The organism is Borrelia parkeri (assembly GCF_023035815.1).
Lineage (GTDB): Bacteria > Spirochaetota > Spirochaetia > Borreliales > Borreliaceae > Borrelia > Borrelia parkeri.
This window is the reverse complement of the sequence record NZ_CP073159.1, coordinates 492300-508979: the sequence shown is the minus strand read 5'-3', so window position 1 is coordinate 508979 and position 16680 is coordinate 492300. Positions and strand designations below refer to the sequence as shown.

Below are 16680 nucleotides of genomic sequence, written 5' to 3'. Positions count from 1 at the left end.
TACCATTTCAAACCAATTTAATACTGCAACCAATTTTCGTTGCCAATTCTTCAGCAGACTTTGAAATACGCGAAACTTCAAAATTCACTTTCTTAGTAAGTTCGCCATTAGCCAAAATCTTGATATTTTTTTTATTCTTACTTATAAGCCCTTTTTGTAACAAAGTATTATAATTTACTAAATCTCCATCCTCAAATTTTCTATCTATATCCCCAAGTCCTACAATCTCATACTTTATCTTATAATCATAATTGGAAAAACCTCTTATTGGAAGTCTTCTATAAAGAGGAGTTTGTCCTCCTTCAAAACCAACCCTTGGCGAACTATTCCTAGCTTTTTGTCCCTTTTGTCCTCTACCAGAGGTCTTTCCAAGACCAGAACCTGGCCCCCTACCAACAATTTTTCGAGACTTATTAGCTCCTAAAGGTCTCCTTAGCTTAATCATTCTTTACCTCACTTAATAAAACCATGCTAATTACACTATTAAGCATCCCTTGAAGAGACTTGTTTAAAACATGAACTTTTTTATCTCCTATTTTCTTAAGACCCAAAGCTTTCAATGTCTTAACCTTACTGTCTAATTTCCCAATAAGACTTCTCTTAAGCTCAACCTCGATCTTAATGTCGCTCTTAATAAGAATTTCTCTGTTATTTTTCATCTTTTTAATAAAAGCCTTATTCTTCAACCTAGATCTTGAGGCTTTAAACCTAATCTTTTTAAGCTGAAGTCGCAATTTTCTCTTAATCATAAACTAACCCCATAAAGTCCTTAAAGTTTTACCTCTTATTTCTGCTACTTTTCTAGCATCTAAAACCAAGTCAAATGCTTTAAAAGTCGCCTTTACCACATTCATAGAATTATTTGAACCAAGAGATTTACTTAAAATATCATGGACTCCCAAAGCTTCCATGACAGCACGAACAGGTCCACCTGCAATAATACCAGTACCTTGAGTTGCTGGCTTAATTAAAACTTTGGCTTTCTTAAAATCCCCAATGACCATATGAGGAAGAGTACCCTTTCTAATAGGAATAACCCTTAAATTTTTTCTAGCACTCGCTAAACTCTTCTTTATTGCATCACTAGCATCATTGGCCTTACCAAATCCCCAGCCAACTTGACCTTCGCCATCACCAACAACCATAAAAGCAGAAAAAGAAAACCTTCTTCCACCCTTTACAACTTTAGTCACCCTACTTAATGATATCAATTTCTCTATTTGCTTTTTATGAACTTGAGATTCCACTATAATTCCCCCTAAACATCGATACCGGCTTCACGCAAAGAAGTTGCAAAACTTGCAATAAGACCGTGATATTTATAACCATTTCTATCAAAAATAAGTTTATTTATGTTTTTATCCTTAAGTTTCTTTGCAAGAACTTCGCCAAGTTTCCTTATATCATCAATATTCTTGTTCAATTTAAGATCTTTTTCAATAGTAGAAACACTTGCAAGAGTATGACCCGCCACATCATCAATGACTTGAACATAAAAATATTTATTGGACTTAAAAACTGTAACCCTAGGCCTATCTGCAACACCAAATCCAATTCTATCTCTTATTCTCTTTTTACGCTTTATATTTCTTTTTTCAGCTTCTTTTACTTTTTTCATAAATACTCACCTAAAACCTATTTTTTTACTCCTGATTTCCCTACTTTGCGTCTGCTTACTTCATTATCATATTTAATTCCTTTACCCTTATATGGTTCAGGAACTCTCAAACCTCTAATCTCAGCAGCAACCTGTCCAACTCTACACTTATCTATACCCTCAACAGCAATTTTGGTATTACCATCAAGTCGAATATTAATTCCTTCGGGAATCACATACTCAAATTGAGTTGAATATCCTAAGTTAAAAAAAAGACTTGTTCCTTGTTGCTCAACCCTGTACCCTATACCACTAATAGTAAGAGATTTTGAAAATCCATCAGATACTCCCTTAACCATATTAGAAATTAAACTTCTATAAAGTCCATGAAAAGCTCTTGTCTGTTTATCGTCAAAAGAACGCTCAACAATAATATTACTATCCTCAACTCTAACCTTAATGCTACTCTTTATTTCTTGGCTTAATTTGCCTCTCTTACCCTCAACTATTACTATGTTGTCTTTAATATCAACCTTCACAAAATCAACTATCTTTATAGGAAGTTTACCAATACGTGACATATTTACCTACCTCTTAACCTTACCAAACTGAGCAAATTAGCTCACCACCTACTTTATTATCTTTGGCTTGCTTGCCAGTAATAACACCTTTTGAAGAAGACACTATTAATATGCCATACCCATTCTTTATCCTTGGCATATTTTTGTATGAAGAATAAACTTTTCTACCAGGAGTTGAAATAGCATCTATTCTATTTATAGCCGAATTTCTCTTATTATCATAATTTAGTATTGCCTTAATAAAAGAAATGCCCTTCTTATCAAAGATATTATAATTCTTAATATATCCTTCTTCCTTCAGAATGTCTAAGATAGATTTATTTATTTTAGACATCTTTAAGTCTACAGACTCATGCTTAACCCTACTTGCATTTCTTATCTTAGTTAACATATCTCCCACTGAATGCGTAACAGCCATAAATTCTCCTTACCAGCTTGATTTTGAGACCCCAGGAATTAATCCTGCAGATGCATGATTCCTAAAGCATATACGACACATACCAAAATCTCTCATATACCCCTTTGGACGCCCACATAACTTACATCTATTTTTTTGTCTCGTTTTATATTTTGGCTTTCGTAAGGCCTTAACTATCATTGATTTTTTAGCCATAAATAAAAACTCCTTTAATTACTAAATGGCATACCAAACTTCGAAAGCAAAGCTTTACCCTCTCTGTCGTTTAAAGCCGTAGTTACTATTGTAACATTCAAGCCAGATATCCTCTCTATTTTATCATAATCTATCTCAGAGAATATTATTTGCTCTGCTATTCCAAAAGAGTAATTACCATTACCATCAAATGCATTGCCATTTACACCTCTAAAATCTTTAACACGAGGTAACGCCAAATTAATAAGTTTATATAAAAACTCATACATAATATTACCTCGAAGAGTAACCTTAGCGCCTATCTCTTGACCTTGTCTAATTTTAAACCCAGCAATGGCTTTTTTGGCCTTTGTCTTAACAGCCCGTTGACCAGTGATTTGACTAAGCTCATAAATAGCTGAATCTAAAAGCTTTTTATTTTTAACAGCATCACCAACTCCCATAGAAACAATAATTTTTTCTATTTTTGGAGCTTGCATAATAGATTTATATTGAAACTCACTAACAAGCTCTTTTATAATATTATCTTTATAATGCTTCTTTAACGCAGGAACATAACTCATAAGCTAAACATTCTCCCCATTCTTTTTAAGGTATCTCTTTTTTTCATTATTTTCAAATTTAAACCCTATTCTTGAAGCTACACCACTTGAAAATAACATTACATTTGAAATATCTATAGATGCTTCCTTATCAATTATCTTGCTCTTCTCTTGAGGAGTTCTTGCCTTAACAACCTTCTTAACCATATTACAAGACTTAACAATAACCTTAAGATTTTTCCTATCTATGCTAACAACTTCACCTGTTTTACCTCTATCCTTACCACAAAGAATTTTTACATTATCGCCTACTTTCAACTTCGTCTTCATAAATAGCCCCTTATATTACCTCTGAAGCCAATGAGACAACTTTCATAAAATTAGCATCCCTTAGCTCTCTTGCAACAGGTCCAAAAACTCTCTTACCTCTTGGATTTAAGTTAGCATCAAGTATAACACATGCATTATCATCAAATCTAACATAAGTCCCATTCTTCCGTCTTATCTCTTTTGAGGTCCTAACAACTACGGCTTTATGCACCTCTCCTTTCTTAATAGGTGAATTGGGAATTGCTTGCTTCACAGCAATAACTATTATGTCTCCAACCCTAGCAGATCGTTTTTTACTTCCACCAAGAACTTTTATGCATTCTGCTATCTTACCGCCAGTATTGTCAGCAACCGTTAAATATGTCTGCATCTGTACCATAATTAATCTCCTCTACAAAAATAACTGAAATTATTTTGACTTCTCCAAAACTTCAACAAGCATCCATCTTTTTTCTTTACTAATAGGCCTGGATTCAATAATCTTTACCTTATCTCCAAGTTTTGATTCTTCTCTCTCATCATGAGCCTTCACTCTTCTGCTAACTTTTAAGTACTTATGATAGATAGGATGCATTTTCCTTTGAACAATTTCAACAACTATTGTTTTACTCATCTTATCACTAACAACCTTTCCAATTAGCTCTTTCTTATTTTCCCTTGCCATAAAACTTAAACCTTCCTAATACCTATTTCATATTCATGAACTATTGTATTAAGCCTTGCAATATCTCGCCTCAGCTCTCTTTTTTTTAAAGGATTCTCAACATGACCAACCACAACCTTAAATCTTAAGTCCATATATTCTTTTTTTAAAGCCAATCTCTTAGCTTTCATATCTTCAAGAGTAAGATCCCTAAATTTTTTCAACATAACTCACCTCAAATCTCGCCTTACCACAAATGTAGTTTTAACCGGGAGCTTAGAACTGGCAAGCATCATAGCTGCCTCAGCAAGTTCTCTAGGCACTCCAGCCATCTCAAACATAACGGTCCCAAGCTTAACAGGAGCATTCCAATGATCAACTCCTCCCTTACCTTTACCCATTCTCGTTTCAGCTGGCTTTTTAGTATAAGGCACATCTGGAAATATTCTGATCCAAACCTTACCTCCCCTCTTAACTCTACGTGTCATAGCAACACGAGCTGCTTCAATCTGCCGTGCAGTAATAAAATATGTCTCAAGAGAAACAAGTCCATATTCTCCAAAAGATATCTCGTTACCCTTCTGAGCCTCTCCAGAAAGTCTTCCTCTTTGCTTCTTCCTATATTTAACCTTTCTAGGACTTAACATTTAACGCTCCTTAAAGATTCTAGACATCAGAACCATTTTTCTTTTTAAAACTACTATTGGATTTAGATCCAAATTCTAATTTTTTTCTAGAAAATTTATCGTCATTGACAACTTTTTTACTCTTATCATCTACTCTATTTTTGTCAAAATGCTCACTCTTTTCTCTTGAAGTTTTTTTGTTAATTACCTGACCAGCATCTGAATTAGTCTGTTTTCCTAAAACTTCTCCCTTAAACAACCAAACTTTAACACCAATAACACCATAAGTTGTCTGAGCTTCGGCAAAACCATAATCTATATTAGCTCTAAGAGTATGTAAAGGAATCCGTCCTTCTTTAACTTCAAAACTTCTGGCAATCTCAGCCCCACCAAGCCTGCCTGAGACTTTAATTTTTACACCTTGAACACCTTTGGAAATAGAAGATAAAAGTGAAGACTTTAAAAGTTTTCTATAAGAAGCTCTATTTTCTAGTTGTTTTGCTATTCCATTAGCAACAATTTGTGCATCAAATTCTGGCTTCTTAATCTCTTTTATTTTAATATTAATTTTTTTAGATATTTTTCTAGTTAATAATTGTCCAATTTTTTCAAGATTGGCGCCCTTAACACCAATAACAGAACCAGGTCTTGGAGTGGAAATTACTACTGTTACTCTTTGAAGATTATTTCTAATAATCTCTATGTCAGAAATATCAAACTTAATTCCTTTAAGAAACTTCATAGTTTCCCGTCTTATTAAAAAATCTTCGTGAAGAATATCAGAATATAATTTTTTATCAAAATACCACTTTGATTTCCAATCCCTATTAATCTTAATTCTTAAACTGTAAGGATGTACTTTTTGACCCATATCTTATTCTCCACCATACATCTTTTCATAAACTTCAACAAAAATATGACAACTTCTGTTAACAAGCCTATCTGCTCTACCTCTAGCTCTAGGCCAAATGCTCCTACGCCTTCGCCCATCGTCTACCATAACTGTTTTTATAAATATCATATCTTCAGAAAGCTTTCTGTTATGATACATAGCATTCGATGCGGCTGATTTGACCACCTTACCTAAAAGTTTAGCACATTTATTGGGCATAGAACAAAGTATCGCAACAGCTTCACTGTAAGGCTTACCTCGTATATTATCAGCTATAGGCCTTACTTTTTTTGGAGAAGATGGCAAATTTTTGCCTCTTGCAGTATATCTTCTATTTACAAACATAAACTCTACTTCCTTCCCTTCTTATCTGATTTAGCATGTCCCCTAAAAATTCTTGTAGGTGAAAATTCCCCAAGCTTATGCCCAACAAGATCTTCAGTAATATACACAGGAATAAAAGACTTCCCATTGTAAACAGATATAGTAAGACTTACCATCTCAGGAATTATTGTTGAGGCTCTAGAATAGGTTTTAATTACCACCCTTTTCTCTCTGCCAGAAGAGGCTAAAACTTTTTGATAAAGACTCTTTTCTATAAAAGGTCCTTTTTTAATAGATCTTGCCACTACACACTCCTAATTATTTCTTCTTTTAATGATAAATTTATCTGAATACTTATTTTTCTTACGAGTCTTATATCCCTTAGTTGGCTGTCCCCAAGGAGATACAGGATGACGACCACCAGAAGTCTTACCCTCACCACCTCCATGTGGATGGTCGATAGGATTCATCGCAACACCTCTTACCTTAGGCCTTTTACCAAGCCATCTACTCTTACCGGCTTTACCAATAGAAACATTTATATAATCTTCATTGCCAATTTCTCCAAGAGTTGCTATGCATTTTTTAAAGATCATGCGCATCTCACCTGATGGAAGCTTAACTGTTACATAATCTCCCTTAGAAGCAAGCACCATCGCATATCCTCCAGCACCTCTTACAAGCTGTCCACCTTTTCCAACATTAAGCTCAATGTTATGCACTGCTTTACCAACAGGAATGTCCTCAAGTGGCAAAGCATTGCCAATCCTTATTGGAGCATTTGGACCACTCTCCAAAACATCACCAACTTTAATTCCTTTAGGAGCAATAATATATCTTTTATCCCCATCTCTGTAAACAAGCAAAGCTATATTAGAACTTCTATTTGGATCATACTCAATAGACACAACTCGAGCAGGTATACCAAACTTATCCCTTCTACCAAAGTCAATCTCTCTATACCGTCTTTTATGTCCCCCACCTCTTCTTCTAACACTAATTCTTCCAGAAGAATCTCTTCCAGCCCTAGATACCTTCCCTCTAGTTAAAGACTTCAAAGGACTATTACCCTTACTTAACTCATCAAAAGATAAAGTTGTCTTATAACGTAAAGATGAAGTTTTTGGCTTATAAGTCTTAATACCCATATTGTTTCTCCAAAACCACTAAAAAATATCTATCTTATCTTCTTTTTTAAGATAAACATACGCCTTTTTCCATGAAGAAGTTTTTCCCTTACCAATAGGATAACCTTTCCTTGACACAACCATTTTAACCTTGCTCTTAACATTAAGCAAATTACATGATATTGGAGTAACATTAAAAAGCTCTTTAATCGCAGCACCAATCTCTTTTTTATTTGCTTGCTTCCTAACCTTAAAAGCATAAACATTCATATTCTCTCTTTGAATATTAGTTTTCTCAGTAAGCATAGGCGAAATTATTATATCATAAGCTTTCATAACTCATCCTTACTATCCCTTTTATTTAACATAAAGCTCATTAAGCCCATTAATAGCAGACTCAAGTGCTATTAAATTTTTAGCATAAAATAAATCAACAACTCTAAGTCTATTAAAAGATAAAATCTTTAAATCTCTTATATTTCTTCCCGCTCTTTTAACCATTTGATCATCATTACCCAATAAAATTACTGTTTTACCATTAATCTTTATAAAATTTTTCATTATTAAAGCAAGATCTTTTGTCTTTCCTGATTCAATAGTAAAATTTTCAACAATTTTTAATCTATCTTCTACAGATACACACAGACTAAGAACAGATCTAAAAGCAAGTCGTTTAACTTTCTTTGGAAGCTTATAACTATAGTCCCTTGGTTTTGGCCCTAAAGCTACACCTCCACCAACCCAAACGGGATTTCTCTTAGTACCAACCCTCGCACGTCCTGTACCCTTTTGTTTCCAAGGCTTCTTTGAACTACCCCTAACCTCAGACCTAGTTTTAGTTGAAGCTGTTCCAACTCTAAGATTGGCTAATTCATTATTAATAGCATTATATATAGAACCATAACTAATATCTATATTAAAAACTTCATCCTCTAAATTTATAGTTCGAAGTTCTTGTCCATCCTTAGAAAAAACTTTTCTTTCCATACTAAACACCCACTTTTTTCGCCTTTTTAACAATAACAAAAGAACCCTTAACCCCTGGCACAGCTCCTTTTACCAAAATGGCTCTTTTCTCTTCATCAATAAAAACAACTTCAAGATTTTGAATAGTCTGTTGCTCTCCACCCATTCTGCCAGCCATTTTAGTTCCCTTAAAGGTTCTAGCGGGTGTAGTAGCTTGACCTGTACCACCAAGATGTCTATGAAACTTAGAACCATGAGAAGATGGACCACCGCTAAAATTATGCCTCTTCATAGCCCCTTGAAAACCTTTACCCTTAGTGGTACCAGTAATATCCACATACTTAATCTCCCTGAAAGCATCAAGTCCGATTTCATCACCAGCATCATAACCTTTAAGACCCTTAAATTCTATCACATATCTCTTAGGTTCAACATTCTCTAAGTTTTTATACTGACCTCTTATAGGTTTTGAAATTTTAGAACTCCTAAGATCGACAGAACCCATTATCAGAGCATCATATCCATCTCTTTCTACCGTTCTTTTTCCTATAACATAATTGGGCTCAAATTCTATCACCGTAACAGGCACCACAACTCCATTACCTTGAAAGACCTGCGTCATGCCAACTTTTTTTCCAATCAATCCCAACATTAAAACACCTCAAATTCATAACTTAAAAAATCTATTTACTGCTTAATATCAACCTCCACTCCTGCAGGAAGCTCTAATTTCATTAAAGAGTCCATTAAAGCAGAAGTAGGCTCTAAAATATCAATAAGCCTCTTATGAGTTCTCATTTCAAACTGTTCTCTTGATTTTTTATTAACATGAGGAGAACGCAAAACAGTATATTTTTTTATCTTTGTCGGCAAAGGAATAGGACCTTTAATTTGTGCCTTAGATTTTTGAACAGCCCTAACAATAGACTCAGCACTCTGATCTAATATCTTAACATCAAAACTAAAAAGTCTTACCCGTATCTTATCTTTAGTAATCAATTTATTCTCCTAAACTTTAGAGATTTGTGTATCTCTAAACCCTACACTATTCCAATATTTCAAGAATCCTTCCTGAAGCAACAGTTCTACCGCCTTCTCTAACAGCAAATTCAACATTCTTATCCATAGCTATTGAAGATATAAGTTCAACAACAATGTCAACATTATCCCCAGGCATAACCATTTCTTTGCCCTCTAAGCTAACCATACCTGTAACATCTGTTGTTCTAAAGAAAAACTGTGGTCTATATCCTGAAAAGAATGGTTTATGTCTTCCGCCTTCTTCCTTAGTTAGACAATATATAGAAGCCTTGAACTTCTTATGAGGAGTAATTGTACCAATAGCAGCAATAACCTGCCCTCTCTCAATATCCTTTTTATCAACACCTCTTAACAAAAGACCAACATTATCCCCTGCTTGACCTTGCTCAAGAATCTTTTGAAACATTTCAACACCAGTAACGGTTGTCTTCCTAGTTTCTCTAATTCCAACGATTTCAACTTCTTGTCCAACTTTAATAACACCTCTCTCAATACGACCAGTAGCAACAGTACCACGTCCAGAGATAGAGAAAACATCTTCAACAGCAAGCAAAAATGGTTTATCAATATCTCTTTGAGGAAGATCAAAATAATTATCCATAGTTTCAAGAAGTTCCTTTATGCATTTTGTAGCTTCAGGATCATCAGGATTTGACATAGCTCCAAAAGCTGAACCCTTTACTATTGGTGTATCACCAGGAAATCCATATTTTTCAACAAGCTCTAAAACTTCAACTTCAACAAGTTCAACAAGTTCAGGATCTGCCAAATCTAGTTTATTTAAAAATACTATTATTTTATTTATCCCCATTCGCTGAGCAAGAAGTAAATGCTCTTTTGTCTGAGGCTCTGCTCCACTATCAGCAGCAACCAACAATACCGCAGCATCCATCTGAGCTGCACCTGTAATCATATTTTTAATATAGTCAGCGTGGCCAGGACAATCAACGTGAGCATAATGCCTCCCTGCAGTTTCATACTCAATATGTCTGGCATTTATTGTTATTCCTCTTGCTTTCTCTTCAGGCGCATTATCAATATCTTCATATTTAAGCGCCTTAGCATCTTTATTTACCTTTGAACAATAAATACTAATAGCAGCGGTTAATGTTGTTTTACCATGGTCAACATGCCCTATTGTACCCACATTCATATGCGGTTTTGTTCTCTGAAAGACTTCCTTAGCCATGAATCACCTCCCAAAATTTGTAATCTAAATCTTTATCTATTCTTCAAAACTATTATTGTTAAGAATTTTATTTTGTTTCTTTATAGAAGATACAATAATTACACACTAAGTAAAACTATTATATTTACAAAAAACATAACTTTTTAGAAATTGACCCGATTTTCGTGTTTTTCTAAAACAATCCTTAATAACTCCATTAGTTTACATATTATTTAGAACATAGTCAATACGTTTAATATTTTAATATAAAATTTTTAATATAAAAACATTCAAAATAAGCAACATTGCACAAATATACAATTGACAATCATAAAGATAATTTAAATTTTAAGAAAAAATGATATGGATATTAAAATCTACCAATCATTTCATGCTTATCATTAAAAAGGTTACAATAAAATAACAATATGTCACAATACAATTTTGAACAAAGACTATTAAATATTTTTACAATATTCATTTTATTCATAACTACATCATGTATAAAAAACAATTCTGTCAAATCAAAAGAAATTAGCAGAGAGATTACTCATATTATTAGCATAAAGAAAGATACAAAAAAAATTGAAATCGTAAAACTTCATACTAATAATAAAAATGAATTAATTATTACTCTTAAAAACAATAAAAAAACAGCTATAAAGCAAAATTCATTAGCAATTTTTAAGAAAGGAAATAAAATCGGTCATATAATTAAAGAAGGCCTTAAAGCAGGAGAAGAAAAAACCTTTAAATTAAAAATCAATATCAATAAGAGACAAAAAAACACATTTTATATATTTCTAAAACAAGATTAATTTATCAAGATCTATTAATGGTCAATTTTGTATGATTCCTCCACTTACCAAAAACAATTTATCTACTCTTGATTTTTAATAAGATTAACATAAAATCTAACGTAAAATGAACCAATCCGAATTTGCACATCAATCTTATTGTGTCTTCGTCCAATATTTAGTAAAAGTCAAACATAACAAGATAATCAAAGCCACATAATTTGAAATTATAAAAGCATATCCCAACGAATCTTCTATAAATCCAAAATATTGCAAAATAAACACAGTTGGCAAACGAATAATCCAAAGACGAATACAGATAACAATCATAACAAGCTTTGTAAAGCCTGCTCCTATCAATCCTCCCAAAAAAACTTGTTGCAATCCAAATCCAACACTTCCAATCGATGCCAATAAAAAATAACTATTAGCATAACCAACAACTTCCAAATCATTTGTAAAAGTTTCTATTATAATCTCTTTAAAAGAGATTAAAAATGATGCAACTGTGATCATTATTAGCAAGGTAACAAAAAATCCCTTTTTTAAAATATCTTCTACCCTGCTAATATTCTTTGCACCAAGATTTTGTCCAACAATCGTAATAATTCCAGTACCAATACTCATTCCAGGAAGAAGTAAAAAAGAAATAATATTATTAACCATACCATAAGCAGCTAAAAATTTTGAGCTGATTTGAATTACAATGTAATTAAAAATTAAAAACGACAGAGAAGCCATCATCTGTCCAAAAATCGCCGGAAATCCCACATTAATAATACTTTTTATTATAATAATATTTGGAGCAATGTCTCTTAAACGCACTTTAAATCCAAAATTTAGTCTATAAGTAAAAAAAAAATAAGAAAAAACTGTCATTAATTTTGAAAAAAGAGTAGACCAAGCAGCACCAGCAATACCTAAACCAAAAGTAAACATTAAAATTGGATCAAGAATAAAATTAATAACATTTGCAACCAAAATCAGCATCATTGCAATGACAGTTTCTCCTTGAGCATTTAATATGTACACAACAGAAACACTTAAAAACATTACTGGTATCGCATAGATTACGACATAAAAATAAGATTTTGTAAGTTCTCTAAGTTCACCACTTACACTCATAATATCTAAAATTGAATCTATAAAGATTAAAACTAAAACTGCAACAAACAAAGACAATACAAAATTTAAAAAAATTAATTGCCCTGCATATTTTGAAAACTTAGCAAAAGTCTCTTCTCCAATACATCTAGACATTAATGATACACTTCCTATAGCTATTCCCATAGCAAAAACCATAATAAGAAAATTAATAGGACCAGTAAGAGATAATGCGGCAAGTGGCATAACTCCAAGATTCCTAACATAAAACATATCTACAAGCTCATAAAAAGCCTGAAGAACATTAGTTATCACGATAGGAAAACTAATAACTAAAAGCACTCGATATAAATTACCTTCTAATATTAATTCCCTCGTTTTAGTTCTACTTAATAACATAAAGAACACACCTTGCATTTTATTATACTGATAAATTGTCAAATTCTATAAAAAAATGCTTTTATTTAACTTTGGAAAAAAATAAAACAGATTAAGAAAATTATGAAAAACTTTTTTCTTCCATAAACACCAAAGATATACAAATGCATGAAACACTGTATTTTGTAATGCAAAACATATAGACTAATCCATAAATCTGGATAACACTAACAATAACATTTTTTTATCTTGCCTATAATCAAATAAAAATAAAATTTTCACCTCTCTTCCACTCTCGTAATCTTTGCTCCTAAAGCACCTAACTTGACAACAACATCCTCATATCCTCTTTCAATTTGATAAATATTTTGAATACGACTCTCACCTTCAGCACAAAGAGCTGCAATAAGCAAAGCCATGCCAGCCCTAACATCAGGAGAAGATACATTACTTCCCTTAAGAATGGTTTTCCCTGTGACCACCACACGATGGGGATCACAAAGGACGATCTGAGCACCCATTTTAATAAGCTTGTCTACAAAAAACATTCTTGATTCAAACATTTTCTCAAAAATAAGAACAGTTCCGTGAACTTGAGTCGCAGTTACTATCATTATACTCATAAGATCTGTTGGAAAAGCTGGCCAAGGCCCATCATCAATTTTGGGAATATGTCCCCCAAAATCTAATTTTACCTTCAAATCCTGTTTTTCTTTGACATATATATTTTCGTTGTCATACTCAAAATTAATACCAAGCCTTGAATATACATGCCTTATTAAAACAAAATTTTTAGGATCAGCTTTATTAATCTCAAGCTCACCACCTGTTAATGCAGCAAGGCTAATTAAGGAACCTACCTGCATGAAATCAGCACCTATGCGAAATCTAGTACCTCTTAATTTTTTTACACCCTTTATTCTAATAACATTAGAACCAATACCAGAAATATCAGCACCCATAGAATTCAACATGTTACACAAATCTTGCACATGCGGTTCACATGCAGCATTAATTATTACAGTCTCACCAAAAGCAAGAACAGCAGCCATAATAATATTTTCAGTAGCAGTAACTGATGCCTCATCTAAAAACATATAAGCACCAACCAACTTATCTATTTCTAAAACAATCCGTTCACCCTCTATTAACCTAGCACCAAGCTTGCCAAGTCCATAAAAATGAGTATCAAGACGTCTCTTACCAATAACATCTCCACCAGGAGGAGCAATATCGATTCTACCACATCTAGCAAGCATAGGGCCCACAAACAAAATTGAGGCCCTAATTAAATCCGTCAAGGAAGAATCTACCTCTGTTTTCACAACATTTAAAGCCCTAATTTTAAGAACATCACCTTCCCTTAATACTTCAGCCCCTATGTCCTTTAAAATGCTTAAAATAACTTCTACATCTTTAATATCTGGAATATTTTCTAGAATCACTTCCTCATCTGTAAGTAATGTAGCTGTAATGCAAGGCAAAGCCGCATTCTTATTTCCACTAGCTGTTATCTTTCCACCTATTTTAAAACCACCCTCTACAAGATAGCTATACATTATTACCTCCACACTAAACAAAGCTTGTATACATAAAACACATTTTAGAAAATCAAAAGTATCTCTTTAAACATCATTATTATTTTCAAGATGACCATCAAAATCGATATATTCTCTTACAATTTCAATCATAACAGCTTTACCATTATCAATCTCAACTATAACACCATTAAAGCCAAGTCCATCCCAGGACTCAGTAAATCGATTATTTAAAAAACCTCTTAAGAATTTATCTATCTCAAATTTAGGCTCATATCCAATAACACTATTTAGACTACCAACTCTACCAAGATCAGTAATAACTGCAGTACTATCAAAAATCCTAAGATCTGCTGTTAATATCCTCTTACCAATACCTAAACAAGCACTAACTCTAGATTTTAGATAAAAAAACATAGCATTAACCTCAGCTGTAGTATTTGAATCAAAAAGCACAATTATATTATTAGTGTGTAACTTAATTTTTTCGTAAAAATAATCAAAAGCAAAAAAAGGATTATTAAAATTATATTTTGTAATTCCCGTCTGTCCAACAAGTCTAATTACGGCAACCTTATTACCACTAACACTATAAATAAAATAAGAGTAACCTTTTAACTTAGTGGGACAATTTAAAGGTTTTAAAATAAAATTATATTTATCAAGTTCATCACTCAGTCCAGCTCTTACAAACGCATTTTCTCCTAAAGTTAAAACGTCTACACCATACTTTTTTAGCAAAAATGCATGTCTCTTACACAGACCGCGAAACCCTGTAGTAAAATTATTACCAGATATAACAAAATCAATTCCCTTTTTTTGTTTAAAAGAAGACAAAAAGTTCTTTATCACAACAATGCCAGGCTTACCTACAACCTCCCCAGCAATCAAAATCCGCAAACTCACGAAAGCCTCTCTCTTTATTTATCCAGATTAAAAAACTTAGAAATAATATTTTTTAAAATAATACTTGATAAAACATAGCTTATCACAATTGCAATAATAATCATAAAAAAAACTAAAACAAACTGAAAAACAGATGAAACAATAACATTTAGTTTAGCAATAAAAAGAAATTCAAGAAAAAAAATCAAAAACATTAAAGACAAATTAATTAATGAACATAAAATAAAGTATAAAATTTTCATAAATTGGTACTTTGATTTTTGGCAAACAAATCGTAAATTATAAACAAAGTTATTCCTATAACAACATAACTGTCTGCAAAGTTAAAAGTTGGCCATCTCTGAAGTCCAAAAATACCAAAAAATTTCACATCCAAAAAATCTACAACCCCTAACGGTCTAAAAAGTCTATCAATAATATTCCCAATACCACCAGATAAAATCAATACAAGAGCAATTCTAGCTATTCTATTAGTTTCTTTCAAAGCAAAAGAAAAAACAAAAATCAAAACAATAATAGGAATTATAAGAAAAAACAAATTCTTTAAGCTAGGATCAATATTAGAACCTATTGAAAATAAAACACCAGTATTTCTTACATGGATTATTTTAAAAAAATCTCCAAAAAAAGATAAATACTCAGTTCCAATTCTGATATATTTAACAACTAAATACTTAGACCATTGATCAAAAAAAACTAAAATAGAGATAAATATAAAATTGTTAATTAATCTGCTTCTATTTATATTCATATGAAATCCTTATAAATTAGTATTTTTTAAAATAAAATTAACCTCTAATTTTTCATGACTTCTAAAATATTCCATCAATTTTATTAAGCCAAATGTTTCGGTAAAATAATGACCAGCAAATATCAAATTCACACCATACTCTTCAGCTAAAGAATATATCTGATGAGAGGTATCCCCTGTTATAAACAAATCAACACCATGTTCTAATGATTCCTCAAAAAAAGAATACCCAGAACCACTAACAATAGCTACCTTTTCAACATATTCCTTAAATTTTTTGTAATAAAGAATATGTTTATTATGAATTTCAATTTTTTTTAAAATCTCAGAAAAATTAAAACCAGCAATAGAAATAATACCTAAATTAATCCCCTTATAATTTGCAAAGGGAATAGGATTATGAAACCCAAAAAAATCAGACAATACTCTGCTATGAGAATAAACAGGATGAGCATCCATAGGTAAATGAACACAGTAAAGTGATAAATCATTATCAATAAGCCATTTAACTTTTTCATACATCCCAGAAACAATTTTTTCCGATTTTGACCAAAAAATACCATGATGAGTTATTAAAAAATCATAATCTTTTGCTTCTCTTAAAGTTGCCATACTTGCATCAACAGCAAAAGCGACTCTTTCAACCTCAAGTTCTAAATTACCCACTTGAAGTCCATTAAGACTCTTGTCAATATTTCTGTAATCCTTTACTTTAAATATTTCATCCAAATTCAACGATAATTCTTTAACAGTCAA

General features: G+C 32.2%; 28 protein-coding genes. 1 reads left to right on the top strand and 27 read right to left on the bottom strand.

The genetic code is table 11. The annotated features are described in order from the left end of the window. Positions 1–7 precede the first annotated feature (7 nt). The 22 genes from rplO to tuf are packed head-to-tail and all read right to left on the bottom strand — an operon-like array spanning position 8 to position 10471. Entirely contained in the window at positions 8–445 is a 438-nt protein-coding gene (gene rplO / locus bpSLO_RS02500; RefSeq protein WP_025375502.1) for a 50S ribosomal protein L15, read from the bottom strand. After that, positions 438–749, bottom strand: a complete 312-nt coding sequence (gene rpmD / locus bpSLO_RS02495) for a 50S ribosomal protein L30 (RefSeq protein ID WP_025375501.1) — start codon at positions 747–749, stop codon at positions 438–440. The genes rplO and rpmD overlap by 8 nt, the downstream gene beginning before the upstream one ends. A 3-nt stretch (positions 750–752) precedes the next feature. After that, complete coding sequence (gene rpsE / locus bpSLO_RS02490) at positions 753–1247, bottom strand: 30S ribosomal protein S5 (RefSeq protein ID WP_011772442.1); 495 nt, start codon at positions 1245–1247, stop codon at positions 753–755. 11 nt (positions 1248–1258) lie between these two features. Then, the gene (gene rplR / locus bpSLO_RS02485) at positions 1259–1618 is read right to left on the bottom strand and encodes a 50S ribosomal protein L18 (protein WP_011772441.1); all 360 of its coding nucleotides are present in this window, start codon (positions 1616–1618) and stop codon (positions 1259–1261) included. A gap of 17 nt (positions 1619–1635) precedes the next feature. Then, positions 1636–2178 (bottom strand): 50S ribosomal protein L6, encoded by a 543-nt coding sequence (gene rplF / locus bpSLO_RS02480; RefSeq protein ID WP_025407389.1) that lies wholly within the window; start codon positions 2176–2178, stop codon positions 1636–1638. A 19-nt stretch (positions 2179–2197) separates the two neighbouring features. Next, a complete protein-coding gene (rpsH, locus tag bpSLO_RS02475) occupies positions 2198–2596 on the bottom strand; it encodes a 30S ribosomal protein S8 (protein ID WP_025375498.1) in 399 nt (132 codons plus the stop codon). A 9-nt stretch (positions 2597–2605) separates the two neighbouring features. Further along, positions 2606–2791 carry a type Z 30S ribosomal protein S14 gene (locus tag bpSLO_RS02470; RefSeq protein WP_011772438.1) on the bottom strand — a complete coding sequence of 62 codons (186 nt, stop codon included), beginning with the start codon at positions 2789–2791 and terminating at the stop codon, positions 2606–2608. 14 nt (positions 2792–2805) lie between these two features. Continuing rightward, on the bottom strand, positions 2806–3354 hold the full coding sequence (gene rplE / locus bpSLO_RS02465) for a 50S ribosomal protein L5 (RefSeq protein WP_025375497.1): 549 nt from the start codon (positions 3352–3354) through the stop codon (positions 2806–2808). Positions 3355–3357: 3 nt separating this feature from the next. Next, a complete protein-coding gene (gene rplX, locus bpSLO_RS02460; protein WP_025407390.1) occupies positions 3358–3663 on the bottom strand; it encodes a 50S ribosomal protein L24 in 306 nt (101 codons plus the stop codon). Between the two features lie 10 nt (positions 3664–3673). After that, positions 3674–4042, bottom strand: a complete 369-nt coding sequence (gene rplN / locus bpSLO_RS02455; RefSeq protein ID WP_011772435.1) for a 50S ribosomal protein L14 — start codon at positions 4040–4042, stop codon at positions 3674–3676. A gap of 30 nt (positions 4043–4072) precedes the next feature. Beyond that, a complete protein-coding gene (gene rpsQ / locus bpSLO_RS02450; RefSeq protein ID WP_011772434.1) occupies positions 4073–4327 on the bottom strand; it encodes a 30S ribosomal protein S17 in 255 nt (84 codons plus the stop codon). A 5-nt stretch (positions 4328–4332) separates the two neighbouring features. Further along, complete coding sequence (gene rpmC / locus bpSLO_RS02445) at positions 4333–4533, bottom strand: 50S ribosomal protein L29 (protein WP_025375495.1); 201 nt, start codon at positions 4531–4533, stop codon at positions 4333–4335. Between the two features lie 3 nt (positions 4534–4536). Then, positions 4537–4953 carry a 50S ribosomal protein L16 gene (gene rplP / locus bpSLO_RS02440; RefSeq protein ID WP_011772432.1) on the bottom strand — a complete coding sequence of 139 codons (417 nt, stop codon included), beginning with the start codon at positions 4951–4953 and terminating at the stop codon, positions 4537–4539. Between the two features lie 19 nt (positions 4954–4972). Beyond that, positions 4973–5803, bottom strand: a complete 831-nt coding sequence (rpsC, locus tag bpSLO_RS02435; protein ID WP_025375494.1) for a 30S ribosomal protein S3 — start codon at positions 5801–5803, stop codon at positions 4973–4975. 3 nt (positions 5804–5806) lie between these two features. Further along, on the bottom strand, positions 5807–6169 hold the full coding sequence (gene rplV / locus bpSLO_RS02430) for a 50S ribosomal protein L22 (RefSeq protein ID WP_025375493.1): 363 nt from the start codon (positions 6167–6169) through the stop codon (positions 5807–5809). A gap of 5 nt (positions 6170–6174) precedes the next feature. Further along, a complete protein-coding gene (rpsS, locus tag bpSLO_RS02425) occupies positions 6175–6453 on the bottom strand; it encodes a 30S ribosomal protein S19 (RefSeq protein WP_011772429.1) in 279 nt (92 codons plus the stop codon). A gap of 9 nt (positions 6454–6462) precedes the next feature. Beyond that, positions 6463–7296, bottom strand: coding sequence for a 50S ribosomal protein L2 (rplB, locus tag bpSLO_RS02420; RefSeq protein WP_025407391.1), 834 nt, complete (start codon positions 7294–7296; stop codon positions 6463–6465). Between the two features lie 18 nt (positions 7297–7314). Beyond that, on the bottom strand, positions 7315–7611 hold the full coding sequence (gene rplW, locus bpSLO_RS02415) for a 50S ribosomal protein L23 (protein ID WP_011772427.1): 297 nt from the start codon (positions 7609–7611) through the stop codon (positions 7315–7317). A 21-nt stretch (positions 7612–7632) separates the two neighbouring features. Next, entirely contained in the window at positions 7633–8262 is a 630-nt protein-coding gene (rplD, locus tag bpSLO_RS02410) for a 50S ribosomal protein L4 (RefSeq protein ID WP_025375491.1), read from the bottom strand. Between the two features lies 1 nt (position 8263). Further along, the gene (gene rplC / locus bpSLO_RS02405; protein ID WP_025407392.1) at positions 8264–8893 is read right to left on the bottom strand and encodes a 50S ribosomal protein L3; all 630 of its coding nucleotides are present in this window, start codon (positions 8891–8893) and stop codon (positions 8264–8266) included. Between the two features lie 35 nt (positions 8894–8928). Then, positions 8929–9240 carry a 30S ribosomal protein S10 gene (rpsJ, locus tag bpSLO_RS02400; protein WP_011772424.1) on the bottom strand — a complete coding sequence of 104 codons (312 nt, stop codon included), beginning with the start codon at positions 9238–9240 and terminating at the stop codon, positions 8929–8931. A 46-nt stretch (positions 9241–9286) separates the two neighbouring features. Next, complete coding sequence (gene tuf / locus bpSLO_RS02395) at positions 9287–10471, bottom strand: elongation factor Tu (protein ID WP_025375490.1); 1185 nt, start codon at positions 10469–10471, stop codon at positions 9287–9289. 407 nt (positions 10472–10878) lie between these two features. Here tuf and bpSLO_RS02390 point away from each other — a divergent pair, with 407 nt between their 5' ends. Continuing rightward, entirely contained in the window at positions 10879–11268 is a 390-nt protein-coding gene (locus bpSLO_RS02390; protein ID WP_025375489.1) for a hypothetical protein, read from the top strand. A 135-nt stretch (positions 11269–11403) separates the two neighbouring features. Here the strand turns inward: bpSLO_RS02390 and bpSLO_RS02385 are convergent, their stop codons facing one another. The 5 genes from bpSLO_RS02385 to bpSLO_RS02365 form a co-directional block, all read right to left on the bottom strand. After that, positions 11404–12750, bottom strand: a complete 1347-nt coding sequence (locus bpSLO_RS02385; RefSeq protein WP_025375488.1) for an MATE family efflux transporter — start codon at positions 12748–12750, stop codon at positions 11404–11406. Positions 12751–13007: 257 nt separating this feature from the next. Next, positions 13008–14288 (bottom strand): UDP-N-acetylglucosamine 1-carboxyvinyltransferase, encoded by a 1281-nt coding sequence (gene murA / locus bpSLO_RS02380; protein ID WP_025407393.1) that lies wholly within the window; start codon positions 14286–14288, stop codon positions 13008–13010. A gap of 66 nt (positions 14289–14354) precedes the next feature. Further along, entirely contained in the window at positions 14355–15173 is an 819-nt protein-coding gene (locus bpSLO_RS02375; RefSeq protein WP_025375486.1) for a TIGR00282 family metallophosphoesterase, read from the bottom strand. 238 nt (positions 15174–15411) lie between these two features. Then, positions 15412–15924 (bottom strand): signal peptidase II, encoded by a 513-nt coding sequence (gene lspA / locus bpSLO_RS02370; RefSeq protein ID WP_025375484.1) that lies wholly within the window; start codon positions 15922–15924, stop codon positions 15412–15414. Positions 15925–15933: 9 nt separating this feature from the next. Then, on the bottom strand, positions 15934–16680 hold the full coding sequence (locus tag bpSLO_RS02365) for a Nif3-like dinuclear metal center hexameric protein (protein ID WP_025375483.1): 747 nt from the start codon (positions 16678–16680) through the stop codon (positions 15934–15936).